General features: G+C 47.1%; 16 protein-coding genes. 11 read left to right on the top strand and 5 right to left on the bottom strand.

Annotated elements, in window-relative coordinates:
* Nucleotides 1-60 precede the first annotated feature (60 nt).
* The gene (locus AB1K83_RS14785; protein WP_413058981.1) at nucleotides 61-1,254 is read left to right on the top strand and encodes an MFS transporter; all 1,194 of its coding nucleotides are present in this window, start codon (nucleotides 61-63) and stop codon (nucleotides 1,252-1,254) included.
* 71 nt (nucleotides 1,255-1,325) lie between these two features.
* Here AB1K83_RS14785 and AB1K83_RS14780 read toward each other — a convergent pair whose 3' ends face one another.
* The 3 genes from AB1K83_RS14780 to AB1K83_RS14770 all read right to left on the bottom strand — a co-directional run bounded on the left by AB1K83_RS14780 (nucleotide 1,326) and on the right by AB1K83_RS14770 (nucleotide 2,753).
* Nucleotides 1,326-1,529, bottom strand: coding sequence for a hypothetical protein (locus AB1K83_RS14780; protein ID WP_413058980.1), 204 nt, complete (start codon nucleotides 1,527-1,529; stop codon nucleotides 1,326-1,328).
* A gap of 154 nt (nucleotides 1,530-1,683) precedes the next feature.
* Entirely contained in the window at nucleotides 1,684-2,379 is a 696-nt protein-coding gene (locus AB1K83_RS14775; protein ID WP_413058979.1) for an LrgB family protein, read from the bottom strand.
* Complete coding sequence (locus AB1K83_RS14770; RefSeq protein WP_413058978.1) at nucleotides 2,370-2,753, bottom strand: CidA/LrgA family holin-like protein; 384 nt, start codon at nucleotides 2,751-2,753, stop codon at nucleotides 2,370-2,372. The genes AB1K83_RS14775 and AB1K83_RS14770 overlap by 10 nt, the downstream gene beginning before the upstream one ends.
* A 99-nt stretch (nucleotides 2,754-2,852) precedes the next feature.
* On the opposite strand from AB1K83_RS14770, the gene AB1K83_RS14765 reads away from it, so the two are divergent.
* From AB1K83_RS14765 to AB1K83_RS14755, 3 genes are all read left to right on the top strand, one after another.
* Entirely contained in the window at nucleotides 2,853-3,695 is an 843-nt protein-coding gene (locus tag AB1K83_RS14765) for a VOC family protein (RefSeq protein WP_413058977.1), read from the top strand.
* A gap of 75 nt (nucleotides 3,696-3,770) precedes the next feature.
* Nucleotides 3,771-4,850 (top strand): AI-2E family transporter, encoded by a 1,080-nt coding sequence (locus AB1K83_RS14760; RefSeq protein WP_413058976.1) that lies wholly within the window; start codon nucleotides 3,771-3,773, stop codon nucleotides 4,848-4,850.
* Nucleotides 4,851-4,854: 4 nt separating this feature from the next.
* Nucleotides 4,855-5,280, top strand: coding sequence for a hypothetical protein (locus AB1K83_RS14755; RefSeq protein WP_413058975.1), 426 nt, complete (start codon nucleotides 4,855-4,857; stop codon nucleotides 5,278-5,280).
* A 32-nt stretch (nucleotides 5,281-5,312) separates the two neighbouring features.
* On the opposite strand, the gene AB1K83_RS14750 is transcribed toward AB1K83_RS14755, so the two are convergent.
* Nucleotides 5,313-5,642, bottom strand: a complete 330-nt coding sequence (locus AB1K83_RS14750; RefSeq protein ID WP_413058974.1) for a CHY zinc finger protein — start codon at nucleotides 5,640-5,642, stop codon at nucleotides 5,313-5,315.
* 59 nt (nucleotides 5,643-5,701) lie between these two features.
* Between AB1K83_RS14750 and AB1K83_RS14745 the strand changes: the two genes are divergently transcribed.
* Nucleotides 5,702-6,352 (top strand): hypothetical protein, encoded by a 651-nt coding sequence (locus AB1K83_RS14745; RefSeq protein WP_413058973.1) that lies wholly within the window; start codon nucleotides 5,702-5,704, stop codon nucleotides 6,350-6,352.
* Nucleotides 6,353-6,741: 389 nt separating this feature from the next.
* Nucleotides 6,742-7,020 carry a hypothetical protein gene (locus tag AB1K83_RS14740; protein ID WP_413058972.1) on the top strand — a complete coding sequence of 93 codons (279 nt, stop codon included), beginning with the start codon at nucleotides 6,742-6,744 and terminating at the stop codon, nucleotides 7,018-7,020.
* Nucleotides 7,021-7,061: 41 nt separating this feature from the next.
* On the opposite strand, the gene AB1K83_RS14735 is transcribed toward AB1K83_RS14740, so the two are convergent.
* Nucleotides 7,062-7,778 (bottom strand): hypothetical protein, encoded by a 717-nt coding sequence (locus AB1K83_RS14735; protein ID WP_413058971.1) that lies wholly within the window; start codon nucleotides 7,776-7,778, stop codon nucleotides 7,062-7,064.
* 93 nt (nucleotides 7,779-7,871) lie between these two features.
* Between AB1K83_RS14735 and AB1K83_RS14730 the strand changes: the two genes are divergently transcribed.
* From AB1K83_RS14730 to AB1K83_RS14710, 5 genes are all read left to right on the top strand, one after another.
* Nucleotides 7,872-9,143: an acetyl-CoA hydrolase/transferase family protein gene (locus AB1K83_RS14730; RefSeq protein WP_413058970.1), complete on the top strand. Its 1,272-nt coding sequence runs from the start codon at nucleotides 7,872-7,874 to the stop codon at nucleotides 9,141-9,143.
* 372 nt (nucleotides 9,144-9,515) lie between these two features.
* Nucleotides 9,516-10,913, top strand: a complete 1,398-nt coding sequence (locus AB1K83_RS14725) for an MBL fold metallo-hydrolase (RefSeq protein ID WP_413058969.1) — start codon at nucleotides 9,516-9,518, stop codon at nucleotides 10,911-10,913.
* 18 nt (nucleotides 10,914-10,931) lie between these two features.
* Nucleotides 10,932-11,285, top strand: coding sequence for a rhodanese-like domain-containing protein (locus tag AB1K83_RS14720; protein ID WP_413058968.1), 354 nt, complete (start codon nucleotides 10,932-10,934; stop codon nucleotides 11,283-11,285).
* 298 nt (nucleotides 11,286-11,583) lie between these two features.
* The gene (locus AB1K83_RS14715; protein WP_413059019.1) at nucleotides 11,584-12,390 is read left to right on the top strand and encodes an ABC transporter permease; all 807 of its coding nucleotides are present in this window, start codon (nucleotides 11,584-11,586) and stop codon (nucleotides 12,388-12,390) included.
* A 4-nt stretch (nucleotides 12,391-12,394) separates the two neighbouring features.
* On the top strand, nucleotides 12,395-13,183 hold the full coding sequence (locus AB1K83_RS14710; RefSeq protein ID WP_413058967.1) for an ABC transporter ATP-binding protein: 789 nt from the start codon (nucleotides 12,395-12,397) through the stop codon (nucleotides 13,181-13,183).
* The last annotated feature ends 14 nt before the right edge of the window (nucleotides 13,184-13,197 follow it).

Below are 13,197 nucleotides of genomic sequence, written 5' to 3'. Positions count from 1 at the left end.
GTCAGACCTCCGGACGCAATGATACGGAGGAGTATTTGATAAACGACTGGATGTGGCAACATGGCTCATGAAGGCTATTCAATGAAAGATGCTCAGTTTTGGTGGATTGTTTTAAGCTTAGGGTTTGCTTCGATGTATATATTTGCGGCTATGTATGGATTCCAACCTCTACTTCCTTTATTTAAAGAAGAGTTCTCCATTTCGGTTTCTTATGCAAGTATGTCGATGTCGATGACGACAGTCGGGCTCATCTTAGGTTTGATCATCCTCGGATTTTTCTCGGATCGGAACGGAAGGGCAATTTATATTAAACTGTCCCTGATCGGGTCGACTTTTCCATTCTTCCTGATGGCGATTTCAGATTCGTTTGTGTGGATTGTAATTCTGCGGTTCATCCAAGGATTCGCGCTTGCTGGTGTTCCGGCCGCCGCGCTCGCTTATATTAGTGAAGAAGTACATAGGCAGTTTACGAGTGTCACTACGGCACTTTATATCTCTTGCAACAGTATCGGCGGAATGATCGGGCGGTTTGTAACGGGGTATATGAGCGAACATTTCTCGTGGCAATTGTCATTTTACATTCTCGGATTCACCGGGATTGTCATCTTTACCGCAATTCTCCTGACATTGCCAAAATCGAGGAACTTTGTTGCGAGCCAGGAAGGTTTCTCGAAAGATATCCAAGGATTTTTATTCCACTTGAAAAATCCGAAGTTAGTTGTTGTTTTTGGACTTGGCGTCGTCTTGCAATTATCATTCACCGGGATGTGGACATTCCTCCCGTTCCATCTGATCGAACCGCCGTACTCCTTGTCTTTGGATGCCATCTCCTATACATATTTTGCGTACGGTTTCGGAGTCATCGGAGCCCCGCTCGCCGGGTGGCTGGCCGGGTTATTTGGATTGCGGACAGTGCGGATAGCGGGCGTCCTGACACTTTCGGCAGGACTCCTGCTGACGATGGGATCCTCTTTGGCACTTATCGTTACCGGACTTTGTGTTGTGTGTCTCGGGTTTTTTAGCGCACACTCCTTGACCGCCGCTTCTGTAGGTAAAGAGGCAGCACATCACAAAGGGAGTGCCTCCAGTCTGTACCTCGTTTCCTATTACGTCGGAGTGACAATCGGCAGTACGTTCCTCAGTCCGCTCTGGACGATGTTCGGTTGGAACGGTCTCGTTCTATTCACGGCGATCTTGCCGGTCGTGTATGTTGCCATGATCCGGCTACGAAGAATGAAAATGAAAACTGCCTGAAAGGGTAGTGGAGTATAAAAAACTGTCCCCGAAGCCGTTTCCGACTTTGGGGACAGGGGTTCTTTCAAACATCAGCTGAATAAGTTGCCGAGCAGTCCTCTTCGACGCCCGGTTGTATGGGTGGAACGGGAGTCCATAGTATTCATATTCCGATTCCCGGCCGCGTTGCCGGAAAACGTATCAAATTGACTGGACAGCTTATCGCGTGCTTCTTTATTGCGCATAAGATAGGCAGCACCCAGTCCAAGTGCAGTCAAGGCCATCTTTTTCCTCATCAGAACTTCCTCCTCGTTTGTTAAGAAATGAAATGCTTATCGCCTGTTTTCCCGATTTCTTTTGAAGTAAACAAATTCAGCCGTCCGACATGGAGCAGAAAGTTGCAGGAGTTTCAAGTACTGTTTACCATTAGGGAACAGGTGGAAATATCTTTTAGAGCAGTTGAAATAGCCATGCAATCAGTGGTCCAAAAATGGAACCGGTAATAGCAGACAATGTCATCGCAACGGAACTCATGGAAGCCTCCTGTTCGCCAAAATCAATCGCTTTTGATGTACCAAGCGCATGCGATGCCACGCCTAAACCGAGACCGCGGCCGAGCGGAGTATCAATCCGTCCGAAGGCTAGTAAGAGGTGGCCGAACATCATTCCTGTCAATCCGGCTGTGATGACAAAGACAACTGCCAATGTGGGATTTCCGCCCAATCCTGCAGCAATTTCCATAGCGATCGGTGTCGTAATCGCTTTCGGTAAGATCGTTAAGGATAGCACGTCGGAAAAACGCAGGAGTTTGGCGAATAAAATACCGCTGACCATGCCAACCAAGCTGCCGACAATAACCCCCCCGAGAACAGGCAACAGATGCTTCCGTAACAATTCCCGTTGTTTATATAAGGGGATGGCTAAGGAAACGATTGCAGGTCCTAACAGCAAGTCAATCCATTTTCCGCCGATCATGTACGTGTCATAATCGACTTGAAACAGGACCAGCACCAGGATGATGGAAAGGGTTGTCGTGAACATGGGAATCAGCAACGGGTTGGAATATTTTACGTATAAGAAAGTCGTCAGGGTATACAATACGACGGTCAATGTGATAAATAGGAGAGTCAGCGCGACTATTTGCATTGCGTCTCGTCCTTTCGATTGGCCATTCTGGTCGCGATAGTTTGTCCGACAAATCCCGCCACCCACATGGTCAAAAATGTAGTAATGATCGTTATCGGAATTAGAACGACTTCACGGCTTAGAAAGAAAGAGCCGAAGTTCATAACGCCGACGGTTGCCGGTATGAAAAAGATTGGTAACACGGATAGGAATAGGTAAGAACCGCCTTCCACCCATTTCAGCGGAATCAATTTCAACATTAAAGCGATCCACAAAAGCAATAGACCTAGGATGCTTCCCGGCAACGGAATATGTAGAACGGATTGAAGTCCCTTGCCGATTGAGAAAAAGGCGAATAATATGAAAATTTGAAGTGCATATTTTACAAGTTTCATGTTGATGGGGGAACCCCCTTCTGTTTGATTGACAGAATTATTGTACCATATTTTGATAGCGGCATTAAGGAACCTAAAAAGTGAAGGAGAGGAAGACGATTGCATTTTCATGAAGCCCCTTGCATTTATCCAGGAGAAGTGTACTTGAACGTCACAAATTTGGAGAGGTCGCTTGAGTTCTATACGGGAGTGATAGGTCTGCAGGAATTAGAACGGACGGAAGTAAAAGCCGTTTTAACGGCCGATGGAAAAACACCGCTCGTTCAATTAGAGCAGCCAGAGAATGTTACAGCGATAGAACCGCGGCGGTCCGGTTTATTTCATTTTGCCATTTTAGTGCCAACTCGCGCGGATTTAGGACGGATTTTGAACCATTTTATCGAACGGAACGTCCAGTTGGGGGCATCCGATCATATTGTGAGCGAGGCCCTTTATTTATCTGACCCGGACGGGAATGGGATCGAAGTCTATGTCGATCGTCATCCGGACGAATGGCAATGGGAGAATGGACATGTCGTCATGCGGACCGATCCTCTCCAGTATGAAGACGTATTGGCCGCAGGGGGAGCCGGTTCATGGGAAGGTATGCCGGTTGGTACGATCATGGGGCATATCCATTTGCATGTCGCGGATTTGCAAGAAGCCGAAACTTTTTACAAGACCCTCGGCTTCGAAGTCGTCAGCCACTATCCACAAGCCCTTTTTATGTCGAATGGCAAATACCATCATCATATTGCGGTGAATACGTGGAATGGAGCCGGTGCACCGCGCCCATCCGCATTGAGTGCAGGCATGCGGGCCTATACGCTGATTTATCCGGACGAAGAAACGCTGCTCGCCTCAATCGATCAAGTCCAAGAGGCGGGGAATGAAGTGAAGCCGGTCAGTAATGGGTATTGTGTAGAGGATCCGTCGGGGAATCAGATTCTTCTGCGGCTGTGACTTCAGAATTCTGAAACCAATCTTAGCTTAATTCGTAAATGTAAAAGATGTGTATGCAGTGAAGGAAGTGAAACAGTGACGAAGAAATTATGGTTCCAGGTCGGGGTCGGAATTTTGCTGGCCTTGCTCATCATTAAATATTTCATGGAAATCATGGGGATTTTCGCACCGATCGTCATTATTGCAAAAGCGATTTTCTTGCCGCTATTGCTTGGTGGGGTTCTGTATTATGTGACCGAGCCGATCCAACGGTTTTTGGAAAATAAAAAAGTGCCTCGGTGGGCAAGTATTTTATCCATTTTGGTCGGGTTGGCACTTATCATCTGGGGTTTCATCGCCATCATAGGACCTCCCGTTACACAACAGGTGAACACGTTGGTGGAAAATGCACCGGCAATTGCCAAAGAGGTCGAACATATCAAAGATGTGGCATTGCAACAAAAGGAAGACTTGCCTCCGAATTTACAGGAGTCAATTAACAGTGCAGCCGATTCGGTTCAATCGGTCGCCGTCAAGTTCGGGAAATGGATTGTCCAATTCTTGCAATCCTTCTTCCAGGCGATGTTCCTACTAGTACTCGTCCCGTTTTTCTTTATCTTCATGTTGAAGGATCACGAGAAACTGGCGCCGTTTATATACAACTTTTTCTCGGGGGAACGACGGGAATGGGTTCGTAAAACCTTGCATGACATTGACCATGTGCTACGCTCGTATATCCAAGGACAATTTCTGATCAGCACATTATTGGCGATTTTGATATTTGTCGGATATTTGATCATCGGATTGGAATATGCCTTATTGTTAGCGATCTTCAATTTATTCATGAACTTGATTCCTTTCATCGGTCCATGGATAGGAGTCGCCCCAGCGTTAGTCATTGCCATGATCCAAGAGCCGAAACTGGTAATTGGTGTAGCTATCGTCACACTAATTGCCCAGCAAGTGGAGAGCAATCTGATTACCCCGAATGTCATGGGGAAAACGCTGGACATCCACCCATTGACCGTCATCACTGTTATCTTGGCAGCGGGGAATATAGCCGGCTTCCTTGGCATCATCCTGGCCATCCCGACATACGCGGTCGGCAAAGCCATCGTGAAAAACATCTACGCCCGCCGGAAAGAGATTAAGCAAGCCGCGACGAAGACGGTTTAGGAATATGAAAAAATATGTACTTGTTTTTGGTCTTCTACTTCTCCTATTGACGGGATGCAGTAAAGAACTATCCCATAGGGAAGTGGCAATCCAAGACGCCAATGCAGACGTCCAGGATTTCGTCCAGACCGTTCGGAAGGACAACGGCTACTATCTTTACATGGACGGGAAGGACACGTATTACCTCTTCCTCAATGGCAGTATTGGCGGCCTTGAAGAAACGGTCACTCATTTCTCTAATTTGACAATGGATGTCCGGCAAGATGACCTGATCTTATCCTTCCAAGAGAGCCAAGTTTCTGTAAATTCTTTGGAGACCGAGCCGAAATCTATAGTGCTTTACCGGATTCAAACCGATCGCCCTTATGACACGATCCGGTTACAGGTCAATGGGGAAGAAGCCGGATTTGACATGATTAGCGGAAATTAAAAGAGGCTCACTCCCTGGTGGAGAAGCCTCTTTTATGTTTCAAAATACAAATTCCGGTGCAGGCTGCATCCTGGATTGAAATCAGCGGAACAGTGGGGGCATTCCGATCGGCACTCCAGATACTCCCGAATAGTTAGCTCATGACCACAAGCTCCGCACAGGATCGCCTGTTCATCGAATTTCTTCTTTGGCCACACTTCCGGACGCCCACACCCCGTTTCCAAATGGCATTCATAACAAGGATAGTACGTCTGGCAGCAATAGAACTTGATCGCTATCCGATCGATTTCGGAATGATAATGGGCACAACGCGTTTCCTCGTCCACATCGGTGCCTCGTACTTCTTGTCCTTTGATTAACAAATCTAGCACCCTTTCTTTGTAAATGGTAAAATTGGAAGATAGCGATTGGAGGAATTCAGATGACCACTACTCGAACGATGTCAATTCACCGTGCTTTATCCGAACTGAAAACCTTGAACGATCGAATCGCCAAGGCGATCCGAGAAGCGGATTTCATCGCAACGGATCGGAAATCGGCCCAGAAATTCAATGGTCTTTCCATAGATGAGTATGAAAAAACGATACAAGCCGGCTTTGACAAGGCCGTTTCCTTAATCGAGCGGCGCAATCGTATTAAAGATGCCATCGTCCAATCCAATGCCGTCACGGAAGTGGTGGTGGCTGGTGAAACGATGACGGTGGCCAAAGCGATCGAGCGGAAAACGTCCATCCAGAATGAAGAGAACCTGCTAGCGTCAATGGTGGAAGCCCGCAGAACAGCCATTAACAGATTGACGAAAGAAAACGAGTCTCTTCCTAGACGATTGGAAGAGTATTTGACCGCTATATTAGGCAATAAAGAACATGCAAAAAAGAGGAAGTGGAGCTCCATACCAAATCGTTCATGGAGCGGAACGAATATGTCCTTATCGATCCACTGCATCTCGACAAGCGGATTGAGGAATTGGAAGAGAAGGTGTCAAACTTCAAAGCCGAAGTCGATGCCGTTTTATCCGAATCCAACGCCATCACCCAAATCACTGTGTAACCCCGATGGATTGCATGAGTAATCGAAAACGATATCCACAAGACCCTTCTTTTGCCGGCTTTTCTTTGGGTGAAAAGTAAAACCGGCTCCACTACTAATTTTAGTCGATACTACTGAGATAAAAGATCAAACCTTACATCTCAAAGTTATAAACCTTACGACTTAAAGCTCTTCATGCTATAAAGTTGAACGTTCAACGCTTAAGGCTCTTTCAAACCTTGGATGATCAGTTGCGGGATTCTTGTGTTCGCCCATCGTCATCTGCCAAGCTGATTATTTCGTGCAATTCGATTGCCCGTTAGGAGACTGCTCTCTTAACGGGCTTTTTATCTGAACTTCAGATATAGCCTTTGATGGACGTATAATTCGCACAAAACGAAACATGCTATCCCTAAAAAAGGACTGATTTCGATGTTACCCGAGTTCCCTGTGATCCATACGAATATATGGGATGCCTTCTGGGCTGTGCCTGTCATTTTGCTGGCGCTGTTTATCATCCGCTTGTTTTTCAAATTGTCTGTTGCTTGGTTTTCGACCATTGCGACGGTGATCGGCTTGTTCCTTTCGATCTTCATCAGTCATCCCGATAACTTGGCTGCCGGTATTTTCATGGGATTCTTCTACGCTGGAGCAGCCATTGGAGTAATCTATTCCTTCAATAACTCCTTCCAGGCCTACAGGGCCAATTGAATAAGGAGCGGAGCGGAGAGGACAGGACAGCAGGATGTCCTTCATCCGCCCTTTTTTAATGGGCAAAACCCGCACTGCATGAGTCCCGGTATGTCCTTTGACAAGCAGCACGTTGTCCGCACTTCCGTATTGAGGAGTGCGGAAGGTTCGCATCCCCGCAAATACGTGGCAAATAAAGAGCGGGATGCGATTCCGGACCACAAAGAATCATCCTTCAATAGATTAAGGTCATTCCTCGCTTCCTCGGCTGTTCCGGGATTCGATAGCAACACATGATATTGCCAAAGAAGGAAGCCGAAGATGTTCTCCCAAAGGATTAACGGGGAAACGGAGGATACGGAGCGGGTTTGGCGTATCGCGGAATCGGCAAATTCGAGGATATTTCGAATGGCTCCTTCGCGATTTTCGTCGTCTACGTCCTGCCAGTCTTCCGCAACTGCAAACATGCTCACTGCCAACTTCCCATATTCTACCTTGGCGCCGAAACGCAACCGCTCCAAGTCGCCATTCCATACTTCATCGTAAGAAGCCAAATTGGTAAACTGCATGGCAATGAACATGCCAAGCCGCCGCATGAAATACGATGCAGCCACCGTGCGGTTGGGGCTTTGACTCACAGTTTGGATCACGTCCATAATGTTCCCGGTCTGCTCCGCATTCAGCAGAGATTGCATTGAAAACAAAGGATGTTCCGGTTCTTCAATGTAGATGCTATACATATTCAGTTGTCTCAGTTGGTCGGTTGTAAGAATTGTCATACTCTTATTATAGGCGGGGAAAACAAGAAGAACAAGTTGAGCGAGCGCTCAGTCTGGTGTATAATAAAGAATATACGGTAAGGAGGTAAGGTAATGACGAAGCGATTGAATGTGGAAGAAGTGATCGGGTTAATTGACAAAGAGGCGGATGTCATCCTTCCTTTAGCGGCAGGGGAACCAGTTCTTTTATTGGATATATTAGAGAAAAATTATCGCAAGTTGGACAATGTAAGAGTTCATCAGATGTTGCCCATTCGCCAACGGGATTATATGTGGGGCGAGATGAAAAACCATTTGTCACATGTATCATACTTCTTAAGTGGTGTGAATCGGAAGCCTTATGAACAAGGCACAATTGAGCTAGTGCCGAATGTGTTCCATGAAATGCCTCGCATCTTAAAGAAGACGACAAAGCTGTCCATGGTCATGGCGGTAGCTTCTCCGATGGACGAGCATGGGTATTTCTCGTTAGGAACTCAAGCAGATTATGTAGCCGATTTTATCGGAAAAGTGCCATTTATATTAGAGGTCAACAAGCATATGCCACGGACGTTTGGGGAAAACCAGATCCATATCAGCCAAATTGCAGGGTTTGTGGAACATGACGAAATACTACAGGAAGCAAAATCACCTCCCATCGAAGAGAAAGACCGAAAAATTGCAGAATTTGTGACAGCGGATATTAAAGACGGTGATACATTGCAGATCGGGATCGGTGCTATCCCGAATGCGGTCATGAAGATGTTGAAGGATCGCAGGCACTTGGGCATCCATACCGAGATGTTGACAGATGGCATCATTGATCTGGTAGCGGCAGGAGCAGTGGATGGGACTCGGAAATTCACCAATAGAGGGAAAATCGTAGCCACTTTTGCATATGGGACACAGCAGCTGTACGATTTTATCCATAATAATCCATCGGTCGAATTTTTGCCGGTCGGCATGTTGAATGACCCACGGGAAGTTGCGAAAGAAGAGAATTTGGTTTCTATTAATGCGACGACAGAAGTGGACATGTATGGCCAATGTGCTTCGGAAACAGTTGGCGGCCGCTATTATTCGTCAACTGGGGGACAAGCTGACTTTGCCCGGGCGGTGCGGTTCTCCAAATACGGCAAGGGGTATGTGTGCATGCATTCGACTGTGAAAAACGATACGATTTCACGGATCAAGCCCTTCCTAGCGCCTGGCTCGGTTGTGACTACTTCTAAAAATGACGTGGATAATATTGTGACGGAATACGGGATCGCCCGGCTTTATGGCAAGTCCCTATCTGAGCGGGCCAAAGCATTAATTGCGATAGCTCACCCGAAGTTCCGCGAAGAGTTGACGTTTGAAGCGAAAAAGAATGGGTTTTTGATTTGAACAGCATCCTGTAATGGGATGCTTTTTTTATTTTGGTGGGGGAATATGAGCAGTTGTTAGAAGTTATGGGCGGTGGCGTGGAAATATAAGCGGTTGTGAGGAGTTATAATCGCTTGTGGGGGAATATAAGCGGTTGTGAGGAGTTATGGTCGCTTGTGTGGAAATATGAGCGGTTGTTAGAAGTTATGATCGCTTGCGTAGAAATATGATCGGTTGACAGGTGTTAAAATGGTTGCGTGGAAAATGAGTTCGTCAAAAGTTAATAGCCCCATCGGAAAACATGAACATATGGCTAAGATTGTAATACTACTTGCGGATATATACCCCCTATGGTATATTGTGTGTAAGAAAAAGAAACCGGGAGGGGTATATATGTTTTTTACATCATTTACAGATAAGAACTTGGCACAAAACTCATATTTGGTCGGTTGTCAAAGGACGGGAGAGGCGATCATTATTGATCCGCCACGCGAGTTCGGTCATATTTTGGAGGCCGCAGCGGATGAAGGACTTCGTGTGACGGCGGCAACGGATACGCATATTCACGCGGACTATGTTTCTGGCGCGCGTCAGTTGGCGGTGGAGCACGGGGTCAAACTGTACTTGTCCGATGAAGGTGACGCCAATTGGAAATATGAATACACAGATGGCATTGATGCCGAACTGGTGAAAGAGGGTTCCACCTTCTCCATCGGGAACGTTGATTTTGAAGTATGGCATACGTCTGGACATACCCCGGAGAGTATTTCATTTCTCCTAACAGATCGCGGTGGAGGAGCGACAGGGCCGATGGGCATGTTTACAGGAGATTTTGTGTTCGTAGGAGATGTCGGTCGGCCGGATTTACTGGAAGAAGCGGCTGGCATGGAGGGTACGGCGGATAGCGGTGCTCGGGATATGTTTAAATCGGTACAACGATTCAAACAATTGCCGGATCATTTGATCGTCTGGCCTGGGCACGGAGCGGGCTCGGCTTGTGGAAAATCGCTTGGCGCCGTGCCGATTTCGACGGTCGGCTATGAGAAAAATTTCAATTGGGCGATGCAAATTGAGGATGAAGAGACATTTGTAAAAGCATTATTGAAAGACCAACCGGAAGCTCCAGTTTACTTTGCACAGATGAAAAAGGTGAATAAAATCGGTCCGGCTATTCTGGATGGAGAAGAACCGAAAGTAATTTCCGATTTGGTCTCTTTACAGCAAGCTATTGGGGAAAATAGCTTGATTTTGGATACGCGGGCAGGGGATGTGGCAGCACAAGGCTTAGTGAAAGGTTCTATCAACATCCCGTTCAATAAATCATTCACGAATTGGGCAGGTTGGCTTGTGAAATACGATGAAGCACTTCTCGTCATTGCAGATGAAAAGACACGTTCCGACGTGAAACAAGCATTGCAATCCGTCGGGTTGGATCAAATCGAAGCGTTTGTCGATCCTGCTGCTTTAGAGGGGATGGAATTAACGACTTACGAAACGTTGTCGGTCGATGAGTTCGTCGGAGAGAGGAAGGATTCCGATGCGTTCGTCATCGATGTCCGCAATGATGCGGAATGGCAAGCAGGCCATCTGGCTGAGGCGACGCATTTATTCCTAGGAAAATTGCGTACACTCGATGTGCCGGATGATCGGAAGTTGTTGGTTCATTGTCAAAGCGGAGCCCGTTCCGCAATTGCGGCCAGTGTGTTGAAAGCGCGCGGATTTTACACGGTCAAACATATGGCGGGTGGCTATAACGCGTACGTAACAGCCGGCATGCCGGTTGTGCAATAAGAGAGGGGGAAACTACGGATGGAATGGATTTTCATATTGCTCATCATCGGCTTTTTCGCCTGGCGGATGATGCCGACCAAAGGCGTCCGGACTTTATCCACCGACGAGCTGAAAGAGATACTTAAAGACAAAACGAAGCAGTTTGTCGATGTACGGACACCGACGGAATACAAGGGGCGGCATATTAAAGAGTTTAAAAACATCCCGCTCCAAGCATTGAAATCGCAATTGGGCAGTTTGGACAAAGAGAAAGAAGTTGTCGTCATTTGCCAAAGCGGCATGCGCAGTTCCCAAGCCGCGGGTGTCTTGAAAAAAGCGGGCTTTGTCAAAGTCACAAATGTCAAAGGCGGCATGAGTGCGTGGCGCGGATAATCGTAAAGAGGGAAGTCGTTCCCCAGTCAGTTCTGCTGGCCGGGGAACGGCTTTTTTGGTGGAAATGAAATAGGGATTCATTTCCAACGAAGTGTCGGAGATGTTCAACGAATCGCACTTGGTGTGCAACGAACCCCTCGAGTTGTCCAACAAACTAAAAAATGTCGTCCAACCAACACGCCAAAACATATTAAAATCCTGTCGAAATCGCTCGTCTCTGCGGTAGTGCCCAACACACTTCGCTAGGCATATACATACAATTTATATGAAGAGGTGGTGAACGTTGAAAAAAGAGAAGATGGCTGTGCGATATGATCCATTTGAAATCGAACAGCGGGAGTGGAAACAAAAGCAAACGAAAGAGCGGTTAAAACGGATGTTGACGATTGCCTCTCCCATTTTTCTCCTGTTGTTATGGGAGTTTTTGTCGAGGACCGGCTTGATTGATATCCGCTTTTTCCCGCCGCCATCCGCAATATTGAGCACTTTTTTGCAGATGTTGACAAGTGGCGAAATGGTCGGCCATATCGGGGTCTCGCTGTACCGGATCTTTGCCGGGTTCCTGGCTGGCGTCATTCCTGGCGTAATCATTGGATTGCTGATGGGATTGTATTCGCCAATCCGGCATTTTGTTTCCCCCATTGTCATGGCACTCATGCCCATCCCCACCCTGGCGTTGCTTCCCATTATCATCATTTTATTCGGCATCGGTGACTTGTCAAAAGTCGTGACGATTGCGGGGAGTGTGTTTTTTCCGGTGGTCATCAATACAGCGGCTGGTGTTATTAACATCGACAAGATCTACTTGGATGTGGCTCAAAACTACGGGGCCGGCCGGTGGAGCTTTTTCTGGAAAATTGCGCTGCCTGGCGCCATGCCGGTCATGCTGGAAGGGATTCAGATGGGGCAGGCAATTGCGCTTCTGACCATTGTAGCCGCAGAAATGATGGGGGCGACTTCGGGGATCGGTTATTTGATATGGGTGTCGTATAAAGCATTCCTTCTCCAGGAAATGTATGTGGGCCTCATTCTAATTTCGTTTTTCGGGTATTTGTTTTCATTAATTCTTCGGGGAATTCAGAAAAAGATCTTGCCATGGAGGTGAGCGGATGGGAAGGAAACCAAAGATTGAAATACGGAATTTGACCAAGGCCTTCTATAAAAAGCAGGGGAGTGTCACAGCCCTTGATAACATCAACCTGACGATTGATGAAGGAGAATTCGTCTGTCTCGTCGGTCCGAGCGGCTGTGGCAAAACGACGCTGCTGCGGATCTTGGCGGGTTTGGAAAATCCAAGCATTGGAGATTTTTCCATTGCCACGGCAGGCGAGGATCGGCCGCTCCAATCCATGGTGTTCCAGGAACGGGGGATCATCCCATGGCTCACCGTAGAAGAAAATGTAGCATTCGGTCTGAAAATGCGCCATTTGCCGAAGAAGCTCATACGAGAACGGACGGACTATTATCTCAAAAAGACGGGGTTACAAAAATTTTCTTCCCTTTATCCGAAAGAACTTTCAGGTGGGATGAAACAGCGGGTCAGCATCGCGCGGGCATTCGCCAATGATCCTGAAATTCTGCTTATGGATGAACCGTTTGCTGCATTGGATGAGCAAAACAAATTCATTTTGCAGGAAGAATTATTGTCGATTTGGGCTGAAACCGGGAAAACGGTGCTGTTCATCACTCACAGCATTGACGAGGCATTGCTGCTCAGCGATCGAATCCTGTTGATGAGTTCACAGCCAGGCCGGATTGTGGAGGAAATTAAGATTGATCTGCCTCGCCCCCGTAAGATGGAGGATATTCGAAAAGATCCGGTGATGGCCGGCCGATTTGTTGATATTTGGCAACATTTACAAGATGAAGTGCAACGGTCAAGACGAGAAAAAGCGTGAAGAGGAGAGATGAC

The organism is Sporosarcina sp. 179-K 3D1 HS (assembly GCF_047228905.1).
Classification (GTDB): domain Bacteria; phylum Bacillota; class Bacilli; order Bacillales_A; family Planococcaceae; genus Sporosarcina.
The sequence above is the reverse complement of the archived record's forward strand: the minus strand, read 5'-3'. Positions and strand labels throughout refer to the sequence as shown.